Source organism: Chryseobacterium sp. BGA-UO-ETr-SB22 (assembly GCF_059567885.1).
Map to the genome: position 1 here is coordinate 564,936 of NZ_JCAQOV010000005.1, position 23,932 is coordinate 588,867.

At 36.6% G+C, this 23,932-nt stretch carries 20 protein-coding genes; 13 read left to right on the forward strand and 7 right to left on the reverse strand.

Annotated elements, in window-relative coordinates; translation table 11 throughout:
• Positions 1-277 precede the first annotated feature (277 nt).
• Positions 278-3,016 (forward strand): fibronectin type III domain-containing protein, encoded by a 2,739-nt coding sequence (locus AC57AW_RS09795; RefSeq protein WP_496351708.1) that lies wholly within the window; start codon positions 278-280, stop codon positions 3,014-3,016.
• A gap of 196 nt (positions 3,017-3,212) precedes the next feature.
• On the opposite strand, the gene AC57AW_RS09800 is transcribed toward AC57AW_RS09795, so the two are convergent.
• The gene (locus AC57AW_RS09800; protein ID WP_496351709.1) at positions 3,213-4,742 is read right to left on the reverse strand and encodes a toxin-antitoxin system YwqK family antitoxin; all 1,530 of its coding nucleotides are present in this window, start codon (positions 4,740-4,742) and stop codon (positions 3,213-3,215) included.
• A gap of 385 nt (positions 4,743-5,127) precedes the next feature.
• Here AC57AW_RS09800 and AC57AW_RS09805 point away from each other — a divergent pair, with 385 nt between their 5' ends.
• Complete coding sequence (locus AC57AW_RS09805) at positions 5,128-5,829, forward strand: CoA transferase subunit A (protein ID WP_496351710.1); 702 nt, start codon at positions 5,128-5,130, stop codon at positions 5,827-5,829.
• 48 nt (positions 5,830-5,877) lie between these two features.
• Here AC57AW_RS09805 and AC57AW_RS09810 read toward each other — a convergent pair whose 3' ends face one another.
• The gene (locus tag AC57AW_RS09810; protein ID WP_496351711.1) at positions 5,878-7,680 is read right to left on the reverse strand and encodes an ABC transporter ATP-binding protein; all 1,803 of its coding nucleotides are present in this window, start codon (positions 7,678-7,680) and stop codon (positions 5,878-5,880) included.
• Between the two features lie 122 nt (positions 7,681-7,802).
• Here AC57AW_RS09810 and AC57AW_RS09815 point away from each other — a divergent pair, with 122 nt between their 5' ends.
• Positions 7,803-8,456, forward strand: a complete 654-nt coding sequence (locus AC57AW_RS09815) for a CoA transferase subunit B (RefSeq protein WP_047376943.1) — start codon at positions 7,803-7,805, stop codon at positions 8,454-8,456.
• Between the two features lie 633 nt (positions 8,457-9,089).
• On the opposite strand, the gene AC57AW_RS09820 is transcribed toward AC57AW_RS09815, so the two are convergent.
• Positions 9,090-9,902, reverse strand: a complete 813-nt coding sequence (locus AC57AW_RS09820; RefSeq protein WP_496351712.1) for a DUF4197 domain-containing protein — start codon at positions 9,900-9,902, stop codon at positions 9,090-9,092.
• Positions 9,903-10,135: 233 nt separating this feature from the next.
• On the opposite strand from AC57AW_RS09820, the gene AC57AW_RS09825 reads away from it, so the two are divergent.
• The 7 genes from AC57AW_RS09825 to AC57AW_RS09855 all read left to right on the forward strand — a co-directional run bounded on the left by AC57AW_RS09825 (position 10,136) and on the right by AC57AW_RS09855 (position 17,625).
• Complete coding sequence (locus AC57AW_RS09825) at positions 10,136-12,397, forward strand: glycoside hydrolase family 20 protein (protein ID WP_496351713.1); 2,262 nt, start codon at positions 10,136-10,138, stop codon at positions 12,395-12,397.
• A gap of 28 nt (positions 12,398-12,425) precedes the next feature.
• Positions 12,426-13,136 (forward strand): hypothetical protein, encoded by a 711-nt coding sequence (locus tag AC57AW_RS09830; RefSeq protein WP_496351714.1) that lies wholly within the window; start codon positions 12,426-12,428, stop codon positions 13,134-13,136.
• Positions 13,137-13,337: 201 nt separating this feature from the next.
• Positions 13,338-13,979: a Crp/Fnr family transcriptional regulator gene (locus tag AC57AW_RS09835; protein ID WP_496351715.1), complete on the forward strand. Its 642-nt coding sequence runs from the start codon at positions 13,338-13,340 to the stop codon at positions 13,977-13,979.
• A gap of 260 nt (positions 13,980-14,239) precedes the next feature.
• On the forward strand, positions 14,240-15,034 hold the full coding sequence (locus AC57AW_RS09840; protein WP_496351716.1) for a sulfite exporter TauE/SafE family protein: 795 nt from the start codon (positions 14,240-14,242) through the stop codon (positions 15,032-15,034).
• Between the two features lie 84 nt (positions 15,035-15,118).
• Positions 15,119-16,540: an MBL fold metallo-hydrolase gene (locus tag AC57AW_RS09845; protein ID WP_496351717.1), complete on the forward strand. Its 1,422-nt coding sequence runs from the start codon at positions 15,119-15,121 to the stop codon at positions 16,538-16,540.
• A gap of 10 nt (positions 16,541-16,550) precedes the next feature.
• Positions 16,551-17,114, forward strand: a complete 564-nt coding sequence (locus AC57AW_RS09850; protein WP_496351718.1) for a YeeE/YedE family protein — start codon at positions 16,551-16,553, stop codon at positions 17,112-17,114.
• A 28-nt stretch (positions 17,115-17,142) separates the two neighbouring features.
• On the forward strand, positions 17,143-17,625 hold the full coding sequence (locus tag AC57AW_RS09855) for a DUF6691 family protein (protein ID WP_496351719.1): 483 nt from the start codon (positions 17,143-17,145) through the stop codon (positions 17,623-17,625).
• Between the two features lie 50 nt (positions 17,626-17,675).
• Here the strand turns inward: AC57AW_RS09855 and AC57AW_RS09860 are convergent, their stop codons facing one another.
• From AC57AW_RS09860 to AC57AW_RS09875, 4 genes are all read right to left on the reverse strand, one after another.
• A complete protein-coding gene (locus tag AC57AW_RS09860; RefSeq protein WP_496351720.1) occupies positions 17,676-19,076 on the reverse strand; it encodes a TolC family protein in 1,401 nt (466 codons plus the stop codon).
• Between the two features lies 1 nt (position 19,077).
• On the reverse strand, positions 19,078-20,235 hold the full coding sequence (locus AC57AW_RS09865; protein WP_496351721.1) for an HlyD family secretion protein: 1,158 nt from the start codon (positions 20,233-20,235) through the stop codon (positions 19,078-19,080).
• Between the two features lie 6 nt (positions 20,236-20,241).
• Positions 20,242-20,607, reverse strand: coding sequence for a DUF3302 domain-containing protein (locus tag AC57AW_RS09870; protein WP_496351722.1), 366 nt, complete (start codon positions 20,605-20,607; stop codon positions 20,242-20,244).
• Positions 20,608-20,828: 221 nt separating this feature from the next.
• Positions 20,829-21,434 (reverse strand): Crp/Fnr family transcriptional regulator, encoded by a 606-nt coding sequence (locus AC57AW_RS09875; protein ID WP_496351723.1) that lies wholly within the window; start codon positions 21,432-21,434, stop codon positions 20,829-20,831.
• Positions 21,435-21,543: 109 nt separating this feature from the next.
• Between AC57AW_RS09875 and AC57AW_RS09880 the strand changes: the two genes are divergently transcribed.
• From AC57AW_RS09880 to AC57AW_RS09890, 3 genes are all read left to right on the forward strand, one after another.
• A complete protein-coding gene (locus AC57AW_RS09880) occupies positions 21,544-22,542 on the forward strand; it encodes an isoaspartyl peptidase/L-asparaginase family protein (RefSeq protein ID WP_496351724.1) in 999 nt (332 codons plus the stop codon).
• Between the two features lie 84 nt (positions 22,543-22,626).
• Positions 22,627-23,181, forward strand: a complete 555-nt coding sequence (locus AC57AW_RS09885; RefSeq protein WP_496351725.1) for a hypothetical protein — start codon at positions 22,627-22,629, stop codon at positions 23,179-23,181.
• 19 nt (positions 23,182-23,200) lie between these two features.
• Positions 23,201-23,863 carry a copper homeostasis protein CutC gene (locus AC57AW_RS09890; protein ID WP_496351726.1) on the forward strand — a complete coding sequence of 221 codons (663 nt, stop codon included), beginning with the start codon at positions 23,201-23,203 and terminating at the stop codon, positions 23,861-23,863.
• The last annotated feature ends 69 nt before the right edge of the window (positions 23,864-23,932 follow it).

A 23,932-nucleotide genomic window follows, 5' to 3' on the forward strand; every position in this document is an offset into this window, starting at 1 on the left:
TGTTAAAGCTAAGCAACTTACACGTTCTTCGTCAGAGGTTGAATAACAGGTTGCAAATGTACAAAATAGTTTTTGAATACACCAAATAATTAATGTACTAAAAACTATAATTTTTTCATTCCGGTTTTGTTAAAAAATTAACAGTTTATTTAAAATACCATCAGACACAGTTTATATGGGAACTCTACTTTTGCCCGAAATAAAAAATCTTAACACCGATTTTTAAATTCCTGATTCACAACTTAAAACTATATGTTATTTTAAAATTAAAGCTATTATGAAACATTATTTCTTCTTTTTTTGTTTCGCGGTCCAGATGGCTTTCGGACAGGTTTTGTTTCCCTACTTACAAAACCCGACGCCGAATTCTATGATCGTCAATTGGAAAACAGCTTCCAATAATGAAACAACCGTGATCTACGGAGATTCTCCAACGAATTTAAGCGTGACAGTAACGGGAACTACCAACATCTTCTCAGATACCGGATACAACAACAACTATTATTATCATACGGCAAAGGTTACCAATCTACAGCCGAATACGAAATACTATTATAAGATAAAAACAGGTACCAGCGAGTCTGCTGTTTATAATTTCAGAACACTTCCTTTGCCTGGGCAGGCTGTAACAGCTAATGGAAAGATCCGTTTCCTTATTATGGGGGACAATCAGATCAAAGCTGAGCCTAGATATGACACGCTTACTTTGAATGCCTATAAAAAATTAAAAGAAAAATTCGGAACTGCTTCAGATCCTTCGGATAATATTGCTCTTACTTTTATGGTGGGAGATCAGGTGGATGTAGGAACATTGGATCATTATGAAAATGTTCACTTTAAAAAGAACATCAAATTGTCACCGTATCTGCCTATTCAGACAACAGTAGGAAATCATGAGACCTATGGAACAATGGGAATGAATTCTTACTATGCCCATTTTTATATTGATGAAATTAGTTATAAAGGGATAAGCTCAGGAAATGAAAATTATTATGCTCAGCAGGCTGGGAATGTATTATTCGTAAGTTTAAGTTCAGAACATACGGGATCTGCACAGCAGACATGGCTTCAACAGGTCTTAACAGCAGCTAACAATGATACTACAGTAGACTGGATCATTTCTTTAAGCCACAGACCTTATCAGGCTGAGCAGTATGTGGGAGATATTTCTACATGGGTAAGAGAAAATGCTGTACCGCTTCTGGTAACTTCTGATAAATATTTAATGCACGTGGGGGCCCACCATCATTTGTACCATAGAGGGCAGTTGAAAAATACACCAAACTATCAGATTATTTCCGGGGGAACGGCTTGGGACCAGTATTGGGGAATGTCTAATGAAAAAGATTTTGATGATGTTCAGAAAACTTTGACAGACTGGACGTACCAGATTGTAGAAGTAGATATTCCGACAGGAAAAGTGGATATTGAATGTTATTCTATTGGAGGAGTCTACAACAAAAAGAATAATGTGCTTGTAGATTCTTTCCACAGGTATAAAAATCAGCCTAAACCGGCAAAACCATCCATTACAAACAGTTTCTCGGGGACTATCACTTTACCTTTGACATTGAATGGAAGTGCATTTACCTCTTCAAATAATGAACTTTTAAATACAACACAGTTTCTGATCAGTAAGACATCGAATTTTTCTGTGATTGAAAAAGAGTTCTACCGAGATTTTGAAAACTGGTTCGGAAAAGACGGAAACGGAACTCCTGATAAAACCAAAAACCTGAATGCGGGAGTAGATATTACAAAAGCAACTTTGGCGGCAAACTCTATTCCAAACGGAAACTATTACGTGAAAACGCGTTACAGAGACAGAAACCTGGAGTGGAGTGATTGGAGTGATGTGAAGCAGTTTGAAATCACAGGAAGTGTAGTTTCAAATCCTACATTTACTTTAAATAAAACAGAATACGCCCAAAATGAAGCAATTACGGCTACTTTCACTGGAGGTCCCGGAAATCAGCAGGATTGGGTAGGAATTTATAAAAAAGGACAAACACCGGCGAGTACTACTTCACAAGTATATAGTTATACGAATGGACAGGTAGCAGGAACCGTTACTTTTAATAATGGTATGGCCAATAAGGGTCAGTATTTTGCAGGATTTTTTGCTAATGGTGGTTATACCGAAATCACTCCAAGAAAAGAGTTCTATGTAGGACCGAAAGTTCAGCTGCAGACAACTTCTGATACTTATCCTGTAGGAGGAACAGTGGTTCTTAATTTTACAAATGGACCTAACTTACAGAAAGACTGGATCGGAATTTATAAAATGGGGCAGACTCCGGGAACTACAGCTGCTATCAAATGGAGCTATGTAACGACTGCATCAGGAACGCTTAATTTCACAGGACTTCCGAAAGGATATTATTATGCTCAGTATCTGCTGGAAGATGGATATAACGGAATAGGGGAGAAGGTATTCTTTAAAGTAGGAGATATAGTGACAGATTTATGGATCAATAAGCCAGTATATACTTTAGGAGAAAATATTACCGCTTCATGGACGGATTCTCCAGGGATTATCAAAGACTGGTTGGGAATTTATCCGCAAAGTGTTCAGACACCGGACGATAACTTCGTTTCTTATACTTATTTTGATGGAGTGACTCAGGGAACAAAAACGATTCAGGGAACAGCAGTACCTGCTACACCAGGAAACTATTATATGGTTATGTTTACCAATGATTCTTATACAGAAGTTTCAAATAGAGTACAGTTCCAGGTAACTTCACCAACCTTAGGAACGGAAGAAACCAGAAGTACAGAGAAAAATGTAGTGTTGTATCCAAACCCAACCAAACCGGGACAGCCTACTTTCATTAAGAGTGATTACCCGATTGAGAAAATCGAATTGGTTTCAGCTTCAGGAGAATTGCTTTATGTATCGAAAAATATCAATAACCAACGTTTCTCTTTGGTGAATGAAAACCTTCCGGCAGGTGTTTATTTTGTAAAAGTACACGGAAGAAAATTATTTACTTTAAAACTGATCATTCAGTAACAAGTAAACGAAACACAATTATAATTTTAGAGACCGCTATTTCCAGCGGTCTCTTTTTTAATCTTATAACAGAGTGTAGAAAATGAGCCAGGCAAATGTACATTTTCCATAATCATCTGTGAAAATCTGTGTCATATGAGTAACAAAAAAGCAGCTTCAAAAAAATGAAACTGCCTTTGATGTATGAATGCGGTGATTAGTCAACATATAGATCATCCTCGCTTAATGCTGCCGGGTTTTCCGTAGAAGCATACTCATCCGGTATATCTGCCAGCGTTTTGGTTTCCTGGATAAGTTTTCCATCTGTACTATATAATTTTAAGAGGATCCATTTTCCACTGCGTTCAAGTTCTTTGACTCCGTTTAGTGTGGTGAGTTTTATTTTTCCGCTTTGTAAAATACCTGCTTTTACAGAAGATTTATTGACAGGCTTACCTTTTACGTATTGTACAATTTGAGCTGTGAAGAAGTAATCATTACCTCCGTCTTCACTCAAAGGCTGATTGTAAGTGTATAAAAGAGCGCCTTTATGATCATAAATAGTAGCATCGTAAGCAGTTTGTTTCGAATTTAATTTCTTCTCAGATTTCAGCTTTTTTTCTTCGGTATACATTTTAATATTCACTAAAACGCCTTCCTTATATTGCGTTTCGGTAAGTCCTTCGTAGGCTGTACCATTATAAGGCAGTTCATCTTTATACGTTAGTGTAGATTTCAGTTTTCCGTCCGGGGAGTAATATTTAATCTCCTGAGTAATATCGTCTTTTAATATTTTCTCAGAGGATAACTTTCCTTCTTCATCAAAGTATTTACTGGTGATGATTGAACCATTTTTATATACATCAATAGAAGAGATCAGTGCATAATCATAATTAAGCTGATAATCTTCACCCTCTGTTGGCTGGTAAATATCATTCTCTTTATCATACTGATAAACAAGGTGGCCTATTTTTTTACCGGATTCATCATAAGTGGTTTTATAACCGTCTTTTTTGTTTCTCTTTTGTTCCTGCAGCAGTTGTCCGTTTTTAGCATAGATGATACTTTCTTTTATACTGCCATCACTTTTAGTTTTTTCTATTTTTGAAATCCTCATTGGATTCGGGTAATAATCTACCTGCAGCCCTTCTCCGGAACCCGAAGGAGAGGTACCAATAAGCTTCCCTTTCTCACCGTAATATTTAGTCTCGTAGTTGCCGTCTTTATCAGAAGTGGTTTCGTATCTGATTCCCTTCATATCTTCATCGTAAATAATGGTCTTTACAGGCAGAGAATTCTCATAATTGGTTATCGTGTTATAATAAGATTCATTTTCAGGGTCCTTGTATGCCACCATTTTTCCTGTGAAGCTGCCGTCAGCTTTATAGATCATATCTTCTGTAATTCTGCCTTTATCGTCATATGACTGAGATGCTCCAACCTGTTTTCCATTAGAATAAGTTACTGTACTCATTACCTTTCCTTCAGGAGTGTACCAGGTCACTTTTCCGTCAAAAACTTCATTGTTTGGAGTTATATCAGAAGCCAGCCCTTCCATCTGTAGTTTTCCGTCTTTATAGAAATCTTTGATAAGGGTGAGTTTGCCTTTAGGAGTTGTTTCACGGTAGTATTCCATGTTGTCCTGAGTGGTTTTTTCCCAGTTTTCATCAAAATAAGTTTTTTCCTGTGCATACACATTGATGCTCAGTACCAGAGCAAGTAATGCTGAGGTAAATAATTTTTTCATGTTTTTATTTAAGGTTTGATTTTGTATATGATTAATGTGATGGTATATATTGAAATGGTTCCCTGAAGAGATCAGAAGAAGTAAAGGGCAGTAATGGTCTGCCGCGAAATAATTTTTATATTAATAGTGTGTTTAAATCAATGATACCCGAAAACAATGATAGCTTGTATTTCTGGACTTTCAAGGCTCAAATATAAATCAAATTGACGAGAAATGCCATAGAAACGAACCGACTTGTTCATTTTTATCGATAAAAGTTTGATTTTTATGATGTTAAATGTAGACAAAAAGGGTTCAAAAAAAGTATGCAATTCACCACTATTTCTGATCATCAGATATACCAGAAAATTTATTAAATTTAGCCAACAGAAAAATCTAATATTTCATGATAGATAAAAGAGTAAAAAATGCAAAGGAGGCCATCGAAGGAATTCAGGATGGAATGACACTGATGCTTGGCGGATTCGGACTTTGCGGTATCCCTGAAAACTCAATCAATGCTTTGGTAGAAAGTGATGTGAAAGATCTTACTTGTATTTCAAATAATGCAGGAGTAGATGATTTCGGATTAGGATTACTGCTTCACAAAAGACAGATCAAGAAAATGATCTCTTCTTATGTAGGAGAAAATGCTGAATTTGAAAGACAGATGCTTTCAGGTGAGCTGGATGTAGAACTTACTCCACAAGGGACGTTAGCTGAAAAATGCAGAGCTGCCCAGGCAGGAATTCCTGCTTTTTATACCCCTGCAGGTTACGGAACTGAAGTAGCAGAAGGGAAAGAGGTAAAAGAATTCAAAGGAAAACCTCATATCCTGGAGTATGCTTACGAAGCAGATTATTCTATCGTAAAAGCATGGAAAGGAGATCATGCCGGAAACCTTATCTTCAAGGGTTCTGCAAGAAACTTCAACCATCCTATGGCGGGTGCTGCGAAGATCACCATTGCTGAAGTAGAAGAATTGGTAGAACCGGGACAATTAGATCCAAACGAAATTCATATTCCGGGAATCATGATTCAAAGAATTTTCCAGGGAGAAAAATTTGAAAAAAGAATTGAGCAGAGAACCGTAAGAACTAAAGAATAAGCTCAAATAATAAATAAAAAAGCGCTGAAAATATTTTCAGCGCTTTTTTTATGCTTGGGGAGTAAGTGTTTTTCTTTCTCCGATTTGTTGTCTCCACATGGCGTAGTAAAGTCCTTTTTCGGCAATCAGATTGCTGTGGGAACCTGTTTCTACTACCTGTCCGCGTTCAAGAACATAGATTTTATCGGCATGCATAATCGTACTTAAACGGTGCGCAATAAGTACTGTGATCTGTTCTTTTTCTTTTGAAATATCCTTGATAGTCGTGGTAATTTCCTCTTCAGTAATGCTGTCCAAGGCAGAAGTCGCTTCGTCAAATATCAACAGATGAGGTTTTCTTAAAAGAGCTCTTGCGATTGCTATTCTTTGTTTTTCACCACCACTCAGCTTCAGACCGCCTTCACCAATAACAGTTTCAATTCCTTTTTCAGCCCTTTCCAGCAATGCTGTACAGCTCGATTTCTGTAAAGCAACAGCCAGTTCCTCTTCAGTAGCTGCGGGATTTACGAAAAGAAGGTTTTCTTTAATAGTTCCTGCAAATAACTGGGTATCCTGCGTTACAAAACCAATCTGATTTCTCAGTTCATCAAAATCAAATTCTTTTCCATTAATTCCATTGTAAAAAATATTCCCTTCCTGAGGTCTGTACAATCCAACCAGCAGTTTTACCAGCGTACTTTTTCCGGAACCACTAGGCCCTACAAAAGCAATAGTTTCTCCGTTTTTAAGATCAAAAGAGATATTATTTAAAGCTTTATATTGCGCAGACTGATGTTTGAAAGAAACGTGTTTGAATTCCAGTTCTTCAATAGCACCAATTTGTTTCGGATGAAGAGGTTTTTCTTCCACTTCTTTTTTCATTAAACGGTCAAAATTCTGAAGAGATGCTTCAGCTTCACGGTAAGAAATAATAATATTCCCGATTTCCTGCATCGGCCCGAAAATAAAGAAACCATAAAACATCAAAGACAGATATTGCCCCGGAGTTACAATGTTTTTAAAAATCAAATACAATAAAGTCAGCGTAATCATCTGCTGGAGAAAATTCACCATCGTTCCCTGGATAAAACTTAAAGAACGGATGCTTTTCACCTTTCTCAGCTCAAGACCAAGAATTTTATAGGTATTGTTATTCAAACGGATTACTTCCTGGTTGGTTAATCCTAAACTTTTGACAATTTCAATATTTCTTAAACTTTCTGTAGTACTTCCTGCCAGAGCAGTGGTTTCGGTAACAATATTTTTCTGAATACCTTTTATTCTCTTGCTCAATAGATTGGTAACAAAGGCAATAAGGAAAATTCCGCATATATAAACCGGCATGATCGACCAATGTAAACGGATCGCATACACTGAAACGAAAATAATACTCACCAGGATTCCAAAGAAAATATTGATGAAATTGGTGATGAATTTCACCGTATCTTCTCTTACTTTGGTTAAAATAGATAAGGTTTCACCACTTCTCTGATCTTCAAATTCCTGATACGGAAGAGCCATAGAGTGTTTTAAGCCATCTGTAAATATTTTAGCGCCAAACTTTTGCGTAATAACGCTTACCACGTAATCCTGAAAAGCCTTGGCAATTCTACTCACCATTGCCGTTCCGATCAGCAGTCCTAAAAAATAAAAGGCACCATGGTATACAGTACTTCCGTATAAATATTCATTTAGATTTCTGGGTAGTAACTTTTCTTTATCAAAAAAATTAGGATGAGTAACCAACTGGTCAAGAATATTTCCTGTAATAGCAGGGGCAAATAAAGAGAAAACCTGATTAATAGTAGCCAAAAATAACGAAATGAGGATCAGCCACTGATAAGGTTTAAGATATTTAAAAAGTATTTTCATTCTGTTAAAATAATGAAGCAAAATTACAGATATTATTTTAACTAACAGTGTTAATTATTGAATACAACAAAGGCCTTTTGTATTCAAGTGAAAATAATTAAATTGCAGTCTAAGTTTTTATTATGCTTACAAAAGAACAAATTGCCAAAAGAATTTCAAAAGAACTCAAAGATCGTTATTATGTAAACCTTGGAATTGGGATTCCTACTTTGGTTGCCAACTATGTTCCGGAAGGTATTTCCGTAGAATTCCAGAGTGAGAACGGAGTTTTGGGGATGGGGCCTTTCCCTTTTGCAGGAGAAGAAGATGCTGATATCATCAATGCCGGAAAACAGACTATTACTATTTTAGAAGGAGGGTCATTCTTCGATTCTGCATTCAGTTTCGGGATGATTCGTGGTCAGAAAGTAGACCTTACCATTCTTGGAGCGATGGAGGTTTCAGAGAATGGAGATATTGCCAACTGGAAAATTCCCGGAAAAATGGTGAAAGGAATGGGAGGCGCTATGGATCTTGTAGCTTCTGCTGAAAATATTATCGTTGCAATGATGCACGTGAACAAAGCAGGAGAAAGCAAAATCCTTAAAAAATGCACTCTTCCTTTAACAGGAGTCAACTGTGTAAAAAAAGTTGTTACTGAACTAGCTGTTCTGGATGTAACTCCAGCAGGTTTCAAACTGGTGGAAAGAGCACCGGGAGTTTCAGTAGAAGATATTATCAAAGCTACAGAAGCAGATCTGATCATTGAAGGAGAAATTCCTGAAATGCAATTCTAATTTGATTACAATATAAAAAGTTTCGGCCTCACAAAGTGAGGCCGAAACTTTTTATAAGATAGAAGATAAAATCGACATAGGAAATCGGAGCGTTAAAAAAATAAATTCTGAGAACGTTAAGAAAATTCTCCTGTCCGAAGCGCGAGACAGACTTAGAACCGATTCAACAATAATGATTTCGCGCAAGTTTAGAATTTTTAGAGAACAGGATTTATTTTTAGCGAAGAGATCCAAGTCTTGAATTTTTGTTTCTTTTGTTTCAAGACAAAAGAAATTAAAGCCTAAAAAAAAGAACTGTCACATTAATGAAACGTTTTTATATTTGAAATTCTGGAAAAGGAAAAATATTTCTATAAATGACTTTAAAACCGACATAGGAACTCGGAGCGTTAAAAAAATAAATTCTGAGAACGTTAAGAAAATTCTCCTGTCCGAAGCGCGACACACACTTAGAACCCATTCAACAATAATGGATTCGCGCAAGTTTAGAATTTTTAGAGAACAGGATTTATTTTTAGCGAAGAGGTCCAAGTCTTGAATTTTTGTTTCTTTTGTTTCAAGACAAAAGAAATTTAAAAACAAAAAAAGCTGCTTTATCATGAAACAGCTTCTATATATTTAGTCTAATCTTCTTTATTTCCCATCCTGCGCTCCAAATACCTTCTGCAAAATACTTGTCGTTCTCATTGCAGGAGTATTTCTGATACCGCTTTCTTTATCGGCTACCATTTTGAATACGCCATTGATAGTTTCTGTAGTAACATACTCGTTAAGATCCGTTGTTACAGATTGCCCTGTAAAAGTATTGTATTTTGAAATCAGGTTTTTCCAAAGCGTATCAGCACCTACTTTTCCTAATGATGCCTTTACTTTAGGCTGAAAAGCACTGAAAAGTTGACTTTGTGTTTTCCCCTGAAGATAACTTGTTGCTGCATTATTACTGCCCAATAAAATGTTTTTGGCATCTGTAATGGTCATGGAAGTAATAGCGTTGGTGAAAATAGGAGCAGCTTCTGTTACGGCATCTTCAGCAGCTCTGTTTAATAATTTCACGCCTTCATCAGCAAGACTTCCCATACCGATAGAACGTAGAGTAGTGTCGATCTTTCTTAATTTTTCGGGCATTAAAATCTTTACTGCTTCATTTTTGAAAAAACCATCGGTGATCGCCAGTTTTTTGACTCCGTCCGTTACTCCCATGCTTAAGGCTTCTTTTAATCCTGAAGAAATCTGAGTAGAGGTAAGGCTTCCAATATTAGGAGATGAATTATTGGCATGACCGGCAGTTGTTGTCGTGGTAGTGGTATTAGTACTGTTATTTTTTACGGGAACATTAAGATCTACCCCTGTTTTATCTTTAACGGCAGATTTTATGATATCGAAAATTTGTGCCTGCGTTGACATTGAGAATAATAATCCAGCTGCCAGAAAAAAGTTTTTTTTCATCCTATTTTTTTGCAAATTTAAATCTTTTAATTTTTTTAAGTCGTCTAAATTGATCAAAAAGCAAACCATAATGAACAGAATATAATAGAAGAATATCTAAGGACATGGTTTAGCAAACTGTAAGTTATCCATTCATAAGAAACTGAACACTTTAAGATGTCTAAATTTTGTTTTTAAAAAGTCCCAAGAGTTTTGAAAAATAATTATCTTAGCTCAAACCTTAATTCCATCCAATGATACGGACTTTTTTAGTATTTTTTGTATTGATTTCAAATGTGATTTTTGCCCAAAATAAATTGAATTTAATTCCTTACCCTCAAAAAGTTGAATTTTCACAGGGAGAGTTTCTTATACCAGAAACCTTGTTATTAGCTGGCAATTTACCAAAAGAAGAAACGGAATATTTCAAAAAACGCTTAGATTCTCAGTTTAAATTTCAGGACATTAAAAAGGATGGTGGAAGCCATTTGACAAGCTCTATAATTCCTGCGGCTTCAACAGATGCGGAACAGAAAAAAGAATATTATTCAATAGAAATTTCTCCCAAGCAGATTCGAATAAAGTCATACACCAGACAAGGTTATTTTCTGGCGCTGCAAACATTGATTCAGGTTTTCGAGCAATATAAAGAGAGTAAGAAAATTCCGGCTTTAAAAATTGAAGATCAGCCAAAGTTTGCGTGGAGAGGAATGCATCTGGATGTATGCCGTCATTTTTTCACAGTGGAAGAGGTGAAGCAGTATATAGACTATCTGGCGATGTATAAGCTGAATACTTTCCACTGGCATTTAACAGATGATCAGGGATGGAGAATTGAAATTAAAAAATATCCAAAACTGACTCAGATAGGTTCAAAACGTAAAGAATCCATGATTGGGGCATATGTTGACAATACATTTGACGGAAAACCTTACGGACCTTATTTTTATACCCAGGATCAAATAAAAGAGGTAGTAAAATATGCTCAGGACAGACATATCACAGTAATTCCGGAAATCGAAATGCCGGGGCATGCTTTGGCTGCGTTATCTGCATATCCTGAATTGGCTTGTACAAAAGGACCTTTTGAGGCTGCTACAAAATGGGGCGTTTTTGATGATGTTTTCTGTCCGAAGGATGAAACATTTACTTTCCTGGAAAATGTTTTGGATGAAGTGATGAAATTATTTCCATCCAAATACATTCACATCGGTGGTGACGAATGCCCGAAAACACGATGGAAAGAATGTGTATACTGTCAGGAATTGATTAAGAAAAACAACTTAAAAGATGAACATGGCTTACAAAGCTATTTCATTCATAGAATTGAAAAATATGTCAACAGTAAAGGACGAAAAATCATTGGCTGGGACGAGATTTTAGAAGGAGGATTGGCCCCGAATGCTGCGGTGATGAGCTGGACCGGTGTAAACGGAGGTATTGAAGCTGCAAAATCAAAACATTTTGCCGTAATGACTCCCGGTGCATACTGTTATTTCGACCATTATCAGGGAGATCCGCAGTCAGAGCCTAACGCTTTTGGCGGTTTTACTCCTTTAGACAAAGTATATTCTTACAATCCTATTCCTTCCGAACTGAATGCCGAACAAGCGAAATATATCATGGGAGTTCAGGCTAACTTGTGGACAGAATATATTTTAGACTTTAAACAGGTGCAGTATATGATCTTCCCAAGATTAATGGCACTTTCCGAAGTGGGTTGGGGAACCTCAGATCCTAAAAATTATAAAGAGTTTGAAAACAGAGTGATCAATCAGTTTAAAGTTCTAGATAAGCTGAAGGTGAACTATGCAAAGAGTATTTATAATATCACCGGAAAAGTAATTCCTTCAAATAACGGTATTGCTTACGAGTTGTCTACCTCACAGAATTCAAACGGAATCAGATATACTTTGGACGGAACAGATCCTTCCATCAATTCTAAAACCTATGAGAAAGCAGTTCAGATACCTAATTCTTTAACAGTAAAATCTGCTTATTTTGAAGACGGTCAGTTGAAAAGCGCTGTTTCTACCCAGCAGTTTACCATTTCAAAGACTACCGGGAAAAACATAAGCCTTGAACAGCAGCCAAGTGAAAATTATTCTTTTGGAGGGGCTTTTACCTTAGTAGATGGTATTATCGGAAACGTAAAACAACTTGGTAAAACATGGCTTGGTTTCCAGGGGAAAGATGTAGTGGCAACGATAGATTTTGGTCAGAAAACAGCCTTTTCAGAAGTTTATTTCAATACCCTTGAAAATAAAGGAAGCTGGATTCATCTTGCGAAATCTGCAAAAATTTTCATTTCTGATGATAACAAGAATTTTAAAATGATCAAGGAAATTGCAGCTGGAGAAATTCAAAATGCCAAAGGAAAAATCAAATTGAATGTAGGATCACAAAATGCAAAATATCTGAAAGTGAGTATTGAAAATGCAGGCATTATTCCTGCAGGAAATCCTGGAGCAGACTCAAAAGCATGGCTGTTTGTAGATGAAATTGGAGTGAATTAGCCTTATTAGTCGCAATATTATCAAACTCATGTACAAATCAATTTCCTTCATTTTATCGTTTTTCTTTATGTTCTCATGTAAGCCTGAGAATGTAAAAGCAAAAGAATTTAAAGTAGGAAAAGTGAGTTTTAATTATCCTTCTGATTGGAAATTAATAGAACCAAAGATGATTGATTCTTATAGTGCATATTTAACTAATAATGAAGATACTATATTTATAAATTATGGAAGATATAATCATAAAATTTACAAAAATAAATTAAGTGAAAATTTAAGGGAACAAATTGAAATAAATGGGAGAGAAGCAGTGATTGAAATTCCAAATTCTAAACAAGGATTTTATAATATTTATGTTCCAAAATTAGATTCATTGGATGGAGTTATTATATTCTCATCTCCATTAAAAGATAGGGGAAAAGTTGCTGCAATATTATCTAGTTTTAAAATAGACAATATGGGCAATTCTAATATTTTAGATAATAAGAATTTCTCAAACAAAAACAAAGAAACTGGATTAACTAATTATGAATACAATTGCCTAAGCTGTCACTCTGAAAATAAACAAGTTATTGGTAGATCATTAGATAAAGCTTTTATAAATTCCAAAAGCAGTGAATGGTTGACAAACTATCTATACTCAGATAAAAAGAATTATTATACTGATATTAAATGCTTTCAATTTGATAAAAAAGATTCGATAGTAGTAAATCAAATGGTAAATTACCTAAAAAATAATTAATACTGCAGTTAACATTGCATTGGTAAAATGCGGAGTTTACAACGGAATTGAAATCCACACCTTTCCAGCCGTCGCTATTTTTTCATTCCATATATTTTTGTAATTTAGTTAATAAATATCAGTTATAGTTGATGTAAAATTGAACTGAAGCTCATTTTTCTCCCGTACTTCGTCAATACTTTTTCCATTAGAATTAAAATTATGCAGGACAATACCATACTTTCTTCAGAATTTTCATCATCACCTGACTTGGTACAAAAGCTGTATCAATATGGAATCACCAAAAACTACCATGAAGGTGATATCATATTAGATGAAAATGCTTCTATCCGTTCCATTCCTATTGTGATGAAAGGAATGCTGAAGGTCATCAGGACTGAAGAAGACGGACGTGAAATTTTACTGTACTACATCAAAGCGGGAGAAAGCTGTATCATGTCTTTTCTAGGTGGGATGCACAATGAAAAAAGCATTGTAAAAGCCGAGATTGAAGAAGATGCTGAAATCCTTTTTTTACCGGTAGACAAAGTATCTTTATTTATCAAAGAACATCCTGAATGGCTGGATTATATCTTCAGACTGTATCATAAAAGATTTGAAGAACTGTTGGATATCATCAATGCGATTGCTTTCAAAAAAGTAGATGAAAGATTGCTGAACCTACTGCAGAAAAAATCAGAACTTACCCATTCTGAAACCATCAACACCACTCATGAACAGCTGGCGAATGAGCTGGGAACTGCAAGAGTAGTCGTCTCAAGACTCCTAAAGCAACTTGAAGAAGAAGGAAGACTAAAGCTGGGCAGAAACAAAATTACCCTCCTGAAAACCCTCAATTCATAAACTATACCTCATTTTAATGAAGGCCATTCATATTCCCCTCTTTTGGAGGGGTGGCAAAAATTCAAAGAATTTTTGACGGGGTGGTCAAACCATCATTGCGAACCTAGGGGAAGCAATCCTAACACTCTTCATAATAACTTCTCTGTGTCCTTTGTGAACATATTAGTGTTCATTCGTGTTAAATTCTCCTTATGTAACAAAAGTAGCTGTACACCTCTTTTCACTTTCCCATTTTTGCATCAGAATATTTGAATAGTAAAATGGAAATTATAGGATATGCAGCAGCAATTTTAATCGGGATCTCTCTCGGTCTGATCGGAGGTGGGGGAAGTATTCTCACCGTTCCGGTACTTGTTTATCTTTTTGGTCTCGATGCTTTTCTGGCAACGGAATATTCCCTTTTTATAGTAGGAATAAGCAGTCTTGTTGGGTCGGTTTCGTATTTAAAAAAAGGGTTGGTCAATTTTAAGATGGCAATGATATTCGGAATTCCTTCTGTGCTCGCCATTTTTCTGACCAGAATATATCTTCTCCCTTTAATTCCGGAGGAAGTATTCAGAATACAAAATTTTACCATTACCAGAGACATTTTTTTATTATTGATTTTTGCAGGCCTGATGATTCTGGCTTCTTATAAAATGATAAAAAGCAATGCTTCAGAAAAACTTTTAGAAATAGATACAGATAAAAATAATACTTTATTTGCAGGAGTGCAGGGTTCTGTTGTTGGTGTTCTAACCGGATTGGTGGGAGCAGGAGGAGGGTTTATGATCATTCCGGCGTTAGTCAACCTTTTGAAGATTCCAATGAAGATTGCGATAGGAACTTCTTTAGTCATTATTTCTTTCAATTCTTTGATCGGTTTCGTGTCTTCTGTAAACCACATAAAAATAGAATGGAAACTGTTGATTTTCATTACAGCTATTGCTGTAGCAGGAATTATAATAGGTACACAGTTATCAAAAAAGATAGACGGGAAAAAACTGAAACCGGCATTCGGATGGTTTATCCTGATCATGGGTATTTACATTATTGCCAAAGAAATATTCCTTTAAATCTCTTATGTAACAAAAGTAGCTGTAGAGAAAAAAAGAAAATGGGAGATTTGTATCAGATAACAAAATCAAAAAATAGATACAATGAAAATAGAACAGATTTATACAGGATGTCTGGCACAGGGAGCTTATTATATTACCTCAGCTGGAGAGGCGGCAATTATTGATCCTTTAAGAGAAACACAACCTTATATCAACAGATTGAAGGAAGATGGAGTACAATTGAAATATATTTTTGAAACCCACTTTCATGCTGATTTTGTCAGTGGACATCTTGATTTAAGCAATAAGACCGGAGCTCCGATTGTGTATGGCCCGACCGCAAAACCTGAGTTTAAGGCCATCGTTGCAGAAGATCATCAAATATTTGAAATAGGAAATATTACAATCAAAGTTCTTCACACACCGGGACACACGCTTGAAAGCTCATGCTATCTGTTGATGGATGAAAATGGAGATGAGAAAGTCCTTTTCAGCGGAGATACTTTATTTCTGGGAGATGTAGGCCGTCCGGATCTGGCACAGAAAGGAGCGAATATGACTCAGGAAGAGCTGGCAGGGCTTTTATACGATAGTTTGTACCATAAAATTTTGCCTTTAAACGATGATATCATTGTATATCCGGCTCATGGAGCAGGTTCTGCCTGTGGTAAAAATATGCAGAAAGAAACGGTAGATACGTTGGGAAATCAGAAAAGAACCAATTATGCTTTGAATCAAAAGGACAGACAGAGTTTTATAAAAGAAGTAACAGATGGACTTTTACCTCCTCCTGCTTATTTTGGAATGAATGTCATGATGAATAAAAAAGGGTACAGCAGTTTTGATGAAATTCTTTCACAGGGATTGCGTGCACTGGCTCCGGAACAGTTTGAGCATATTGCAGAAGCTTCAGGAGCTTTGATTTTAGATGTAAGAAACAACCGTGAATTTGCAAAAGATTTTATCCCACAGTCGGTAAATATAGGACTGGATGGTGATTTTGCCCCTTGGGTAGGCGCTTTAATTGCTGATGTAAACCAACCTATTCTTCTGGTAACGGAAAAAGGAACTGAAGAAGAAGCTGTAACAAGATTAAGCAGAGTAGGATTCGATCATATTTTAGGATTTTTGGAAGGTGGTTTTGATGCCTGGAAAAAGAGCGGAAAGGAAATTGATTTTGTCAACCGTATCTCTGCAGAACAGTTTGAAAGCGAAATAAAAGAAAAAGAAGTAAAAATCATTGATATAAGAAGAGAAAATGAATATAATGCAGAACACATTCATGAAGCTTACAGTATGCCTTTAGCGTATATTAACGAATGGATTAATCGCCTACACCCGGAAGAACACTTTTATATGCATTGCGGAAGCGGATACAGAAGTACAATGGCTGCAAGTATCCTTCAGGCAAGAGGATATAGGAATTTTACAGAAATTGAAGGAGGTTTTAAAGCTATTTCATTGACAGATGTTCCTAAAAGTGATTTTGTGTGTCAGACTAAAATTTTAAATAAATTAGATTAAAAAAGAAGAAATGTTGGAGATTATAAAAGAACCTTGGCCATGGTATATTGCCGGTCCACTGATTGGTCTTACCGTACCTGCCTTATTGATAATGGGAAATAAATCCTTTGGAATAAGTTCTTCGCTGAGGCATGTCTGTGCTGCCTGTATACCAGCCAATGTGAACTTTTTCAAATACGACTGGAAAAAAGAAGCCTGGAATTTATTTTTTGTAGCTGGAATTTTCTTCGGAGGAATGATTGCTGCTAATTTTTTGCTTAATCCAGCAGAAATAACAGTCAAACCCAATCTGAAAACCGAACTGGCAGGCTACGGAATCACAGATTACAGTAATCTGGTCCCTGTACAGCTGATGAACTTTGAAAGTCTGTTGACCTGGAGAGGATTTATCATCATGGTCGTTGGTGGATTTTTAGTAGGTTTCGGAACAAGATACGCGGGAGGATGTACCAGCGGGCATGCGATCATGGGACTTTCCAATTTGCAGTGGCCTTCTTTAGTGGCAACCATCTGTTTTATGATCGGAGGTTTTGTAATGGCCAACCTTATTCTGCCTGTCATCCTTTCCCTGTAAGTTTAATTTTAAAGAGAATTTTGAAATAATGATAAAAGAAAAAGATATACGCCGTCAGGATGCTGTTTGTGTAAGCGAAAGTATGCTTACTCACCGATGGTATCATAACCTGAAATATATTGTAGCAGGGATTATATTCGGGATTATATTTGTGAAAGCAGAAGTGATCAGCTGGTTTAGAATACAGGAAATGTTCCGTCTGCAGTCTTTCCATATGTACGGAATCATTGGGAGTGCCGTATTGGTGGGAATGATTTCAGTATGGGTGATCAAAAAGTTTAAGATAAAAACAATCTACGGCGAACCCATTACCCTGACACCTAAAAAGTTCAACAAAGGCCAGATTTACGGAGGATTGATATTTGGTTTTGGCTGGGCCATTACCGGAGCGTGTCCCGGACCTCTCTTTGGTCAGATCGGAACAGGAGCTTTGGCCGTATCTGTTACCCTGTTGAGTGCTATTGCAGGAACGTGGGTATATGGATATTTCAGAGATCAATTACCGCATTAATATTAAAAAAAGACTGCAGATTATTTTCTACAGTCTTTTCAAGTATAAAATTAAGAATAAATGAAGTTCTCTACGCCTAAAGCCATATAAAGATTAATGCGCTCTATTCTGTACTGAAGTTCCAGACTGATGAGGTTCATTTCATTTTTCAGGAGATCCCTTTGTTTACGGATCAATACAAAACTGTTGTTGGTGCCTACCTTTATTTGTTTCTCGGTGAGGGTAATATTATTTTTCAGTTCATTGACAGCCTTAGTCGTGAAAGTGATCTGCTTTTCAATAGAACGGAGATTGGCTAAAGAAGATTCCACTTCGTTCAAAGCATTCAGAACAGCTTTTGAATATTCTTCAACGATCTGTTTTTGCTGGGAGGTTTTTATTTCCACATTCTTTTTTAGCTTTCCACTGTTGAATAAAGGAGAAACTAATCCACCACCCATTTTTAATAACGGATTGGAAAATAATGAATTGATAGATTCCACATTACTTCCGGCAGAGCCAATAGAAGTGCTTATACTCAATGAAGGAAGTCTTGCTGCTTTTGCCTGCTGTACTTCATAAAAAGCCCTTTCAATCTGAAAATGATTTGCCTGGATGTCTGATCTGTTCTCTAAAAGCTCAAGCGGAAAAGATTCAGGAATAATGTTAGGTAGAGCATTAAAAAAATTCTGAGTGGCCAGTTTTCCTTCCGGATACTTTCCGGTGAGCAGTTCCAATGATCTTCTGGATTGTGAATTCGCGTTTTTTACCTTTTCCAGATAGCCTTGCAGGGAAATAATCTCTGCTGTTATATTGGAGATATCCAAAGCATTTGCCGTTCCCACTTTCTTTTGAATGACGTACAGCTTTTCCAGATCTTTAGACTTCTGAATATAACTTTCAATCTTATCTTCCTGAATATTTCCCGCAATATTCAGAAAATAAGCTTTAGCAATCATCCCTGCAATAGATTGATGCAGCAAAGCATTCTGATGTTTTGCAGAAAAATAATTGCTGGTGCTTGCCATCTGTGAAGATTTATTTTTACCCCAAAGGTCAATCTCCCAATTGGCTTTTAATGCCAGACGTCGGATCTGGGTATCACTTACCAGATTATTGGAAGTATTGGCTACTGCGCTTACACTAGGATAAAGATCACTTCCAGCAATTTCCATGGCCAGTTCAACCTGATTCAGCTTTTCCTTTGCAATAATAAGATCAGCATTATATAGCATTCCTTCATTAATCAGGGTTTCCAGCTGAGGTGTTTTAAGATCATTGATCCAGTCATAGGAAATTGATCTTGAATTTGCTTTTCTGTCGAAGATCCATTCATCCTGGATTTCTATATGAGAAGCAATTTCACTCTTTTCTTTAAGCTCGTTTATATTTTCCTTAGTGGGCTCTTTATAACCGATGCATGAACTTAAACTTACGGAAAGCATACCCAATAAAATTAATTTCTTGAACATATTAATGAAGTTTAGGAATCAGATAGTTGACTTTACTGCTTACACGTACCATTACTTTTCGGATAAGATGAAGCGGTTTAATATGATCAGAATAGATAACAGCCGTTCCTCTTGCCCCTACTGTAAGCTGTTTCTGGCTGTCTTCCAATACAAACTTGGCAATAAGTTTTCCGTCCGTTTCCGGTAATTGTCTGGCGGTGTCAGGAAGTCCTGCTGTAGAACCGTTTCCTCCAAGCATTCCTCCAGCATTATTCATAATTCCCTGGCTGGTAGCATCAATTACATATTCAAGTCTGGCTTTCACTACTTTTCCCGGTTCTGTTTTAAGAGCCAGCTCTACTTCATCACCATTTTTCACCGTCTCCAGCTCGTTCTGAGCAAAAAAACCGATCACTGACTGCTGTTTCTGAATCAGCACAAATGCAGATTTAAAAGGCGCCATAATTGCCCCTTCATTCAGCTGAACATTGGGGATCACTCCATCTGTAGGAGCAAGAACAACTGTTTGGGAAAGGTTCCATTTTGCCTGGTCCAGTTTTGCCTGAATTTCAGAAACGGATGAATTTTCTCCACCATAAGAAGCATTGGATTTGGTTTCTAAAGACTGTTGCTGTGACTGCGCAGCACTGATTCTTGACTGCAAATCCTGTACATTGGTGATTGCCTGCTCAAGATCAAATTTATTAGCAGCTCCTGCTTCCACCAATTCCTTGTACTGAGCCGCTCTTTTATCAGCCAGATCCAGCTGTGACTGCAACCCTGCAATATTTTTTCTGGAAGCTGAGATGTCTGTATTATAAGAACTTACAGTAGCTTTCATACTGCTTAGTTTTGCCTCCAGAGACTTGATTTCCTGTACATATGGCTCTCTATCAAGTACAAATAGGGTATCTCCTTTTTTTACTTCCTGATTGGTAGTTACATATACCTTTTTTACTTTTCCTAAAACCTGAGTGGTAATATCCACACTTCTGTTTCCTACTTTTACATCAGAAGTAATAGGGCAGTAGTAATTTAAGCTTAATATCAAAGCAATAGATCCAAAGATAGGCAATGAATATACCACTATCTGTGTGGTAAAAGTCCAGGGGATCAGTTTAAATTTTTTAATAAGAAGCCAGCATATTCCGGCATATATTGCGACTAGTAATTCCAGCATGTTTTTTTAATTTTCAATTGTTTTAAATTCTTCTTCAGTAAAATCTGTGTTCTCTGTTTCTTTTTCGGGAGAATTTTGATTCCCGTAATCATAGTTGGCCCAGATCAGGGCAATCGGCCATAAAAGGCCTCCAAAAACAAGGGAAAGGAGGCACATACTTTTTATGGCTTTCAGCTGAGGATGGTTCTTTTTCTCAGCTACCTTTTCCGGATAAATGTGAACTTTCCAGAAAAGGTAAATTCCTGCTATAGGTAAAACAAGTAAAATGAACCAAGAAGCAGAATTTGCTATAGTATCTTCTAAGCTGCCTGTTGATGCCTGAACAAAATTGCATGATAATAACAGGCAAAGAAGTAATGATATTCTTTGCATAAAATAATTGTATAAGGTAATAATGAAGTGTAAACAAGGGGGCAACCTGGCCGCTGGTACTTTACGTCCGGTTACTCTGAATCTTAAGAAAGATTAAAAATCATTCAATAATAAATTGTTTTTTAGGTGATATTTTTCTCATTTTGCTTTTAAATTTTGATATACTCGTGTTTTGAGTAAGCAAAAATAGAATGAATAAAGTGAGAAAAAGTATTCCTAAGTTATTTTTTTCTTTCGTTCCTTTTTTTATGAATACGTGCAGTCATTCTCGAAAGAGAATTGGGAGTAATGCCCAGAAAATTAGCAATATACTTTCTGTTGGCATTCTGAGAAGTGAAAGGTCTTGTCTCCAGAAACTCTTCATACCGTGAGTGTGGAGAAGTAGAACAAAACTGTTCTATACGTGTTTTGGCTATGTTGATGATAAGCTTTAAAGATTTGAGGTATACATTATAAATACCCCTGTGCTGAAATGCAATTTCCTCAAATTCACTTTTATTAAACAAAAAGATCTGGCTTTCTAATACCGCTTCTATGGTATATTTTCTTTCGTTGTCACTGGAATAGGATTCCGGACTTTCCATAATGGCCGATTCTTTTTCAGAGGGTAAAAAAAGATTGCTTTCCACCCCGTTTTCGTCATCGAAAAAAAATCTCAATAATCCATGAGAAAGAATGAATAATTGATTGAAAGGTTTACCAGGCTCTGCCAGCTTTTCTTTTCTTCGAAGTAGTTTTGGGGTACTGATATTGACCAAAATAGTAATTTCCTCATCAGAGAGTTCCTGAAAGAAAGAAATATTTCTGAAAGTTTTAAATGAGTCCATTACAGCAGTAAAGATAAATAAAAATAATACACGGATATTCGTTGAGCCGCCATGAGGATTTCATAGAAGTTTTTTTTAGATTTGTGGGTATTATACAATTTGAGATACCATGAACAATAACCGAAGAAGTTTCATAAAAAAACTGGGAATTGCAACAGCAGCACTTGCCGTAAACCCGTTGGATTTAATGGCTGCCGAATTACCTGAACCTACTGTAAAAGCTGTCAACAAACCAATTGTCCTTTCAACCTGGAATTTTGGTTTAAAAGCCAACGAAGAAGCATGGACAATCCTTGGAAAAGGAGGAAAGGCTCTGGATGCAGTAGAAAAAGGAGTGCGTCTCGTAGAATTAGATCCCAAAGAAAGAAGTGTTGGGTACGGAGGCCGTCCGGACAGAGACGGAAGAGTGACGCTGGACGCCTGTATCATGGATGAAAATTATAATATTGGTTCAGTAGCATGTCTGGAGCATGTGAAAAACCCGATTTCTGTTGCCAGAGCGGTAATGGAAAAAACACCTCACGTAATGCTGGTAGGTGATGGAGCATTACAGTTTGCCCTTTCACAGGGATTTAAAAAAGAAAATCTTCTTACTCCGGAATCCGAAAAAGAATGGAAAGAATGGTTAAAAACCAGTCAGTATAAACCCATTGCTAATATTGAAAACCACGATACCATTGGAATGATTGCGTTGGATGCTCAGGGAAATCTTTCCGGAGCCTGTACAACCAGCGGAATGGCCTTTAAAATGCATGGCAGAGTAGGAGATTCCCCGATTATTGGAGCTGGTTTGTTTGTTGATAATGAAATAGGAGCCGCTACAGCAACAGGTCATGGTGAAGAAGTCATAAGAACTGTTGGAACCCATCTTGTGGTGGAACTGATGAGGCAGGGCAGAAATCCACAGGAAGCTTGCAAAGAAGCAGTAGACAGAATTGTAAAAATTGCTCAAAGAAGAAACAAGAACCTTAAAGATATTCAGGTAGGTTTTATCGCCATCAATAAAAAAGGAGAATATGGTTCTTACTGTATTCAGGACGGATTCAACTTTGCCGTGTATGATCAAAAAGGTAACCGCCTTGAAACTCCTGAATTTGCTTTGAAATAATCCAAATTAAAAAAGAATGAGCTTTAACTTGTTCTTGCTAAAATATAGCCATCCAATGGCTTTAGCCAAAACTTAAAACAAAATATGAAAAGAACGATTATCGCTTCCTTATTTCTCGTTATTGCATGCAAGGAAGAAAAGAAGGAGATTAAAACAGATGTCAGACCACAGCAGACAGAAGAGAAAGTAGTTTTAAATAATGAATCCAATGCAGCGGAAGATGCTAAAAAATGGTTGGAGAAGAGTATTGTAGATTATTTTAAAGCTGATATCGGAAGTGAAGAAAAGAATAGGGAGAAGATCACCACCAAAGATTATTTCGATTATAAAACAGATGCAACGAATGTAGATATGGACGTAGATGGAAGTCTGACTGAAAAAGAATTTCAGGATAAATGGAAATCAAAATTTGATACCAATAAAGCAGGTGTTGGAGTGGGTTTCCTGATTACAGCACAGGACTGGGATAAAATTGAAGTCGGGAGCTGTGATTTAAAATCTTCCTCAAAAGATGAATATATCTTTAATGTAGTGTTGACTGATAATAGTTTTAAAGCTAAATATCCGTCAGTAATAAAAGTAGTAAAACAAAACGGTTCCTTTCTGATTGCAGATGTATTGCAGGACGAACCAAAGTAGAATTAAACAGATATATACAATGTCAAAAATAGAAATAGCGTGTTTTAATCCTGAATCAGCAATGATTGCTTTTGAAAATAGAGCTGACAGAATAGAATTATGTGACGGTCTCAGTGAAGGAGGAACTACTCCGGACTTTGAAACGATGAAAAAGCTTCGGGAAAAAATTAATATCCCGATTTTTGTAATGATCCGCCCCAGAGGAGGTGATTTTACCTATTCGGATTCAGAATTTGAACAGATGAAAAATGATCTAGTTCATTTGAAATCATTACAGGCAGACGGTTTTGTATTTGGTATTCTCAACGAAAACGATGAGGTTAATGTTGAACAGAATAAAACTTTAGTTGAACTGGCAGCACCGCTTCCATGTACTTTCCACCGTGCTTTTGATCGTGCTGCAAGCTTGGAAGAATCGTTAGAAAAAGTAATTGAATGTGGCTTTACTACCATTCTTACTTCCGGCCAGAAACCCAATGTATCAGAAGGAAAAGAAAATCTGAAAAAACTGGTTGAACTTTCCGATGGAAGAATAGAAATCCTTGTTGGAGGCGGACTTCGTTCATCCAATATTGAAGGAATAAGAGTCCTTACAAACGCAGGCTACTTCCATTCTTCAGCCATTACAGATGGTGGTGCTTTTGCGAACCCGGCTGAAGTGGCTGCATTGAAGAGTAAGTAATAATGATATGCACTCAGTTTGTCATTCCAAGCGCAGCGGGAATCTAAATTCTTATAGTAGAGATTCCTT

Coding starts and splice junctions, on each gene's coding strand:
- AC57AW_RS09825 (WP_496351713.1), top strand. CDS start 10,136: ATGATACGGACTTTTTTAGTATTTTTTGTATTGATTTCAAATGTGATT.
- AC57AW_RS09880 (WP_496351724.1), top strand. CDS start 21,544: ATGAACAATAACCGAAGAAGTTTCATAAAAAAACTGGGAATTGCAACA.
- AC57AW_RS09800 (WP_496351709.1), bottom strand. CDS start 4,742: ATGAAAAAATTATTTACCTCAGCATTACTTGCTCTGGTACTGAGCATC.
- AC57AW_RS09810 (WP_496351711.1), bottom strand. CDS start 7,680: ATGAAAATACTTTTTAAATATCTTAAACCTTATCAGTGGCTGATCCTC.
- AC57AW_RS09850 (WP_496351718.1), top strand. CDS start 16,551: ATGTTGGAGATTATAAAAGAACCTTGGCCATGGTATATTGCCGGTCCA.
- AC57AW_RS09845 (WP_496351717.1), top strand. CDS start 15,119: ATGAAAATAGAACAGATTTATACAGGATGTCTGGCACAGGGAGCTTAT.
- AC57AW_RS09820 (WP_496351712.1), bottom strand. CDS start 9,902: ATGAAAAAAAACTTTTTTCTGGCAGCTGGATTATTATTCTCAATGTCA.
- AC57AW_RS09885 (WP_496351725.1), top strand. CDS start 22,627: ATGAAAAGAACGATTATCGCTTCCTTATTTCTCGTTATTGCATGCAAG.
- AC57AW_RS09835 (WP_496351715.1), top strand. CDS start 13,338: ATGCAGGACAATACCATACTTTCTTCAGAATTTTCATCATCACCTGAC.
- AC57AW_RS09890 (WP_496351726.1), top strand. CDS start 23,201: ATGTCAAAAATAGAAATAGCGTGTTTTAATCCTGAATCAGCAATGATT.
- AC57AW_RS09840 (WP_496351716.1), top strand. CDS start 14,240: ATGGAAATTATAGGATATGCAGCAGCAATTTTAATCGGGATCTCTCTC.
- AC57AW_RS09865 (WP_496351721.1), bottom strand. CDS start 20,235: ATGCTGGAATTACTAGTCGCAATATATGCCGGAATATGCTGGCTTCTT.
- AC57AW_RS09805 (WP_496351710.1), top strand. CDS start 5,128: ATGATAGATAAAAGAGTAAAAAATGCAAAGGAGGCCATCGAAGGAATT.
- AC57AW_RS09870 (WP_496351722.1), bottom strand. CDS start 20,607: ATGCAAAGAATATCATTACTTCTTTGCCTGTTATTATCATGCAATTTT.
- AC57AW_RS09795 (WP_496351708.1), top strand. CDS start 278: ATGAAACATTATTTCTTCTTTTTTTGTTTCGCGGTCCAGATGGCTTTC.
- AC57AW_RS09815 (WP_047376943.1), top strand. CDS start 7,803: ATGCTTACAAAAGAACAAATTGCCAAAAGAATTTCAAAAGAACTCAAA.
- AC57AW_RS09855 (WP_496351719.1), top strand. CDS start 17,143: ATGATAAAAGAAAAAGATATACGCCGTCAGGATGCTGTTTGTGTAAGC.
- AC57AW_RS09860 (WP_496351720.1), bottom strand. CDS start 19,076: ATGTTCAAGAAATTAATTTTATTGGGTATGCTTTCCGTAAGTTTAAGT.
- AC57AW_RS09830 (WP_496351714.1), top strand. CDS start 12,426: ATGTACAAATCAATTTCCTTCATTTTATCGTTTTTCTTTATGTTCTCA.
- AC57AW_RS09875 (WP_496351723.1), bottom strand. CDS start 21,434: ATGGACTCATTTAAAACTTTCAGAAATATTTCTTTCTTTCAGGAACTC.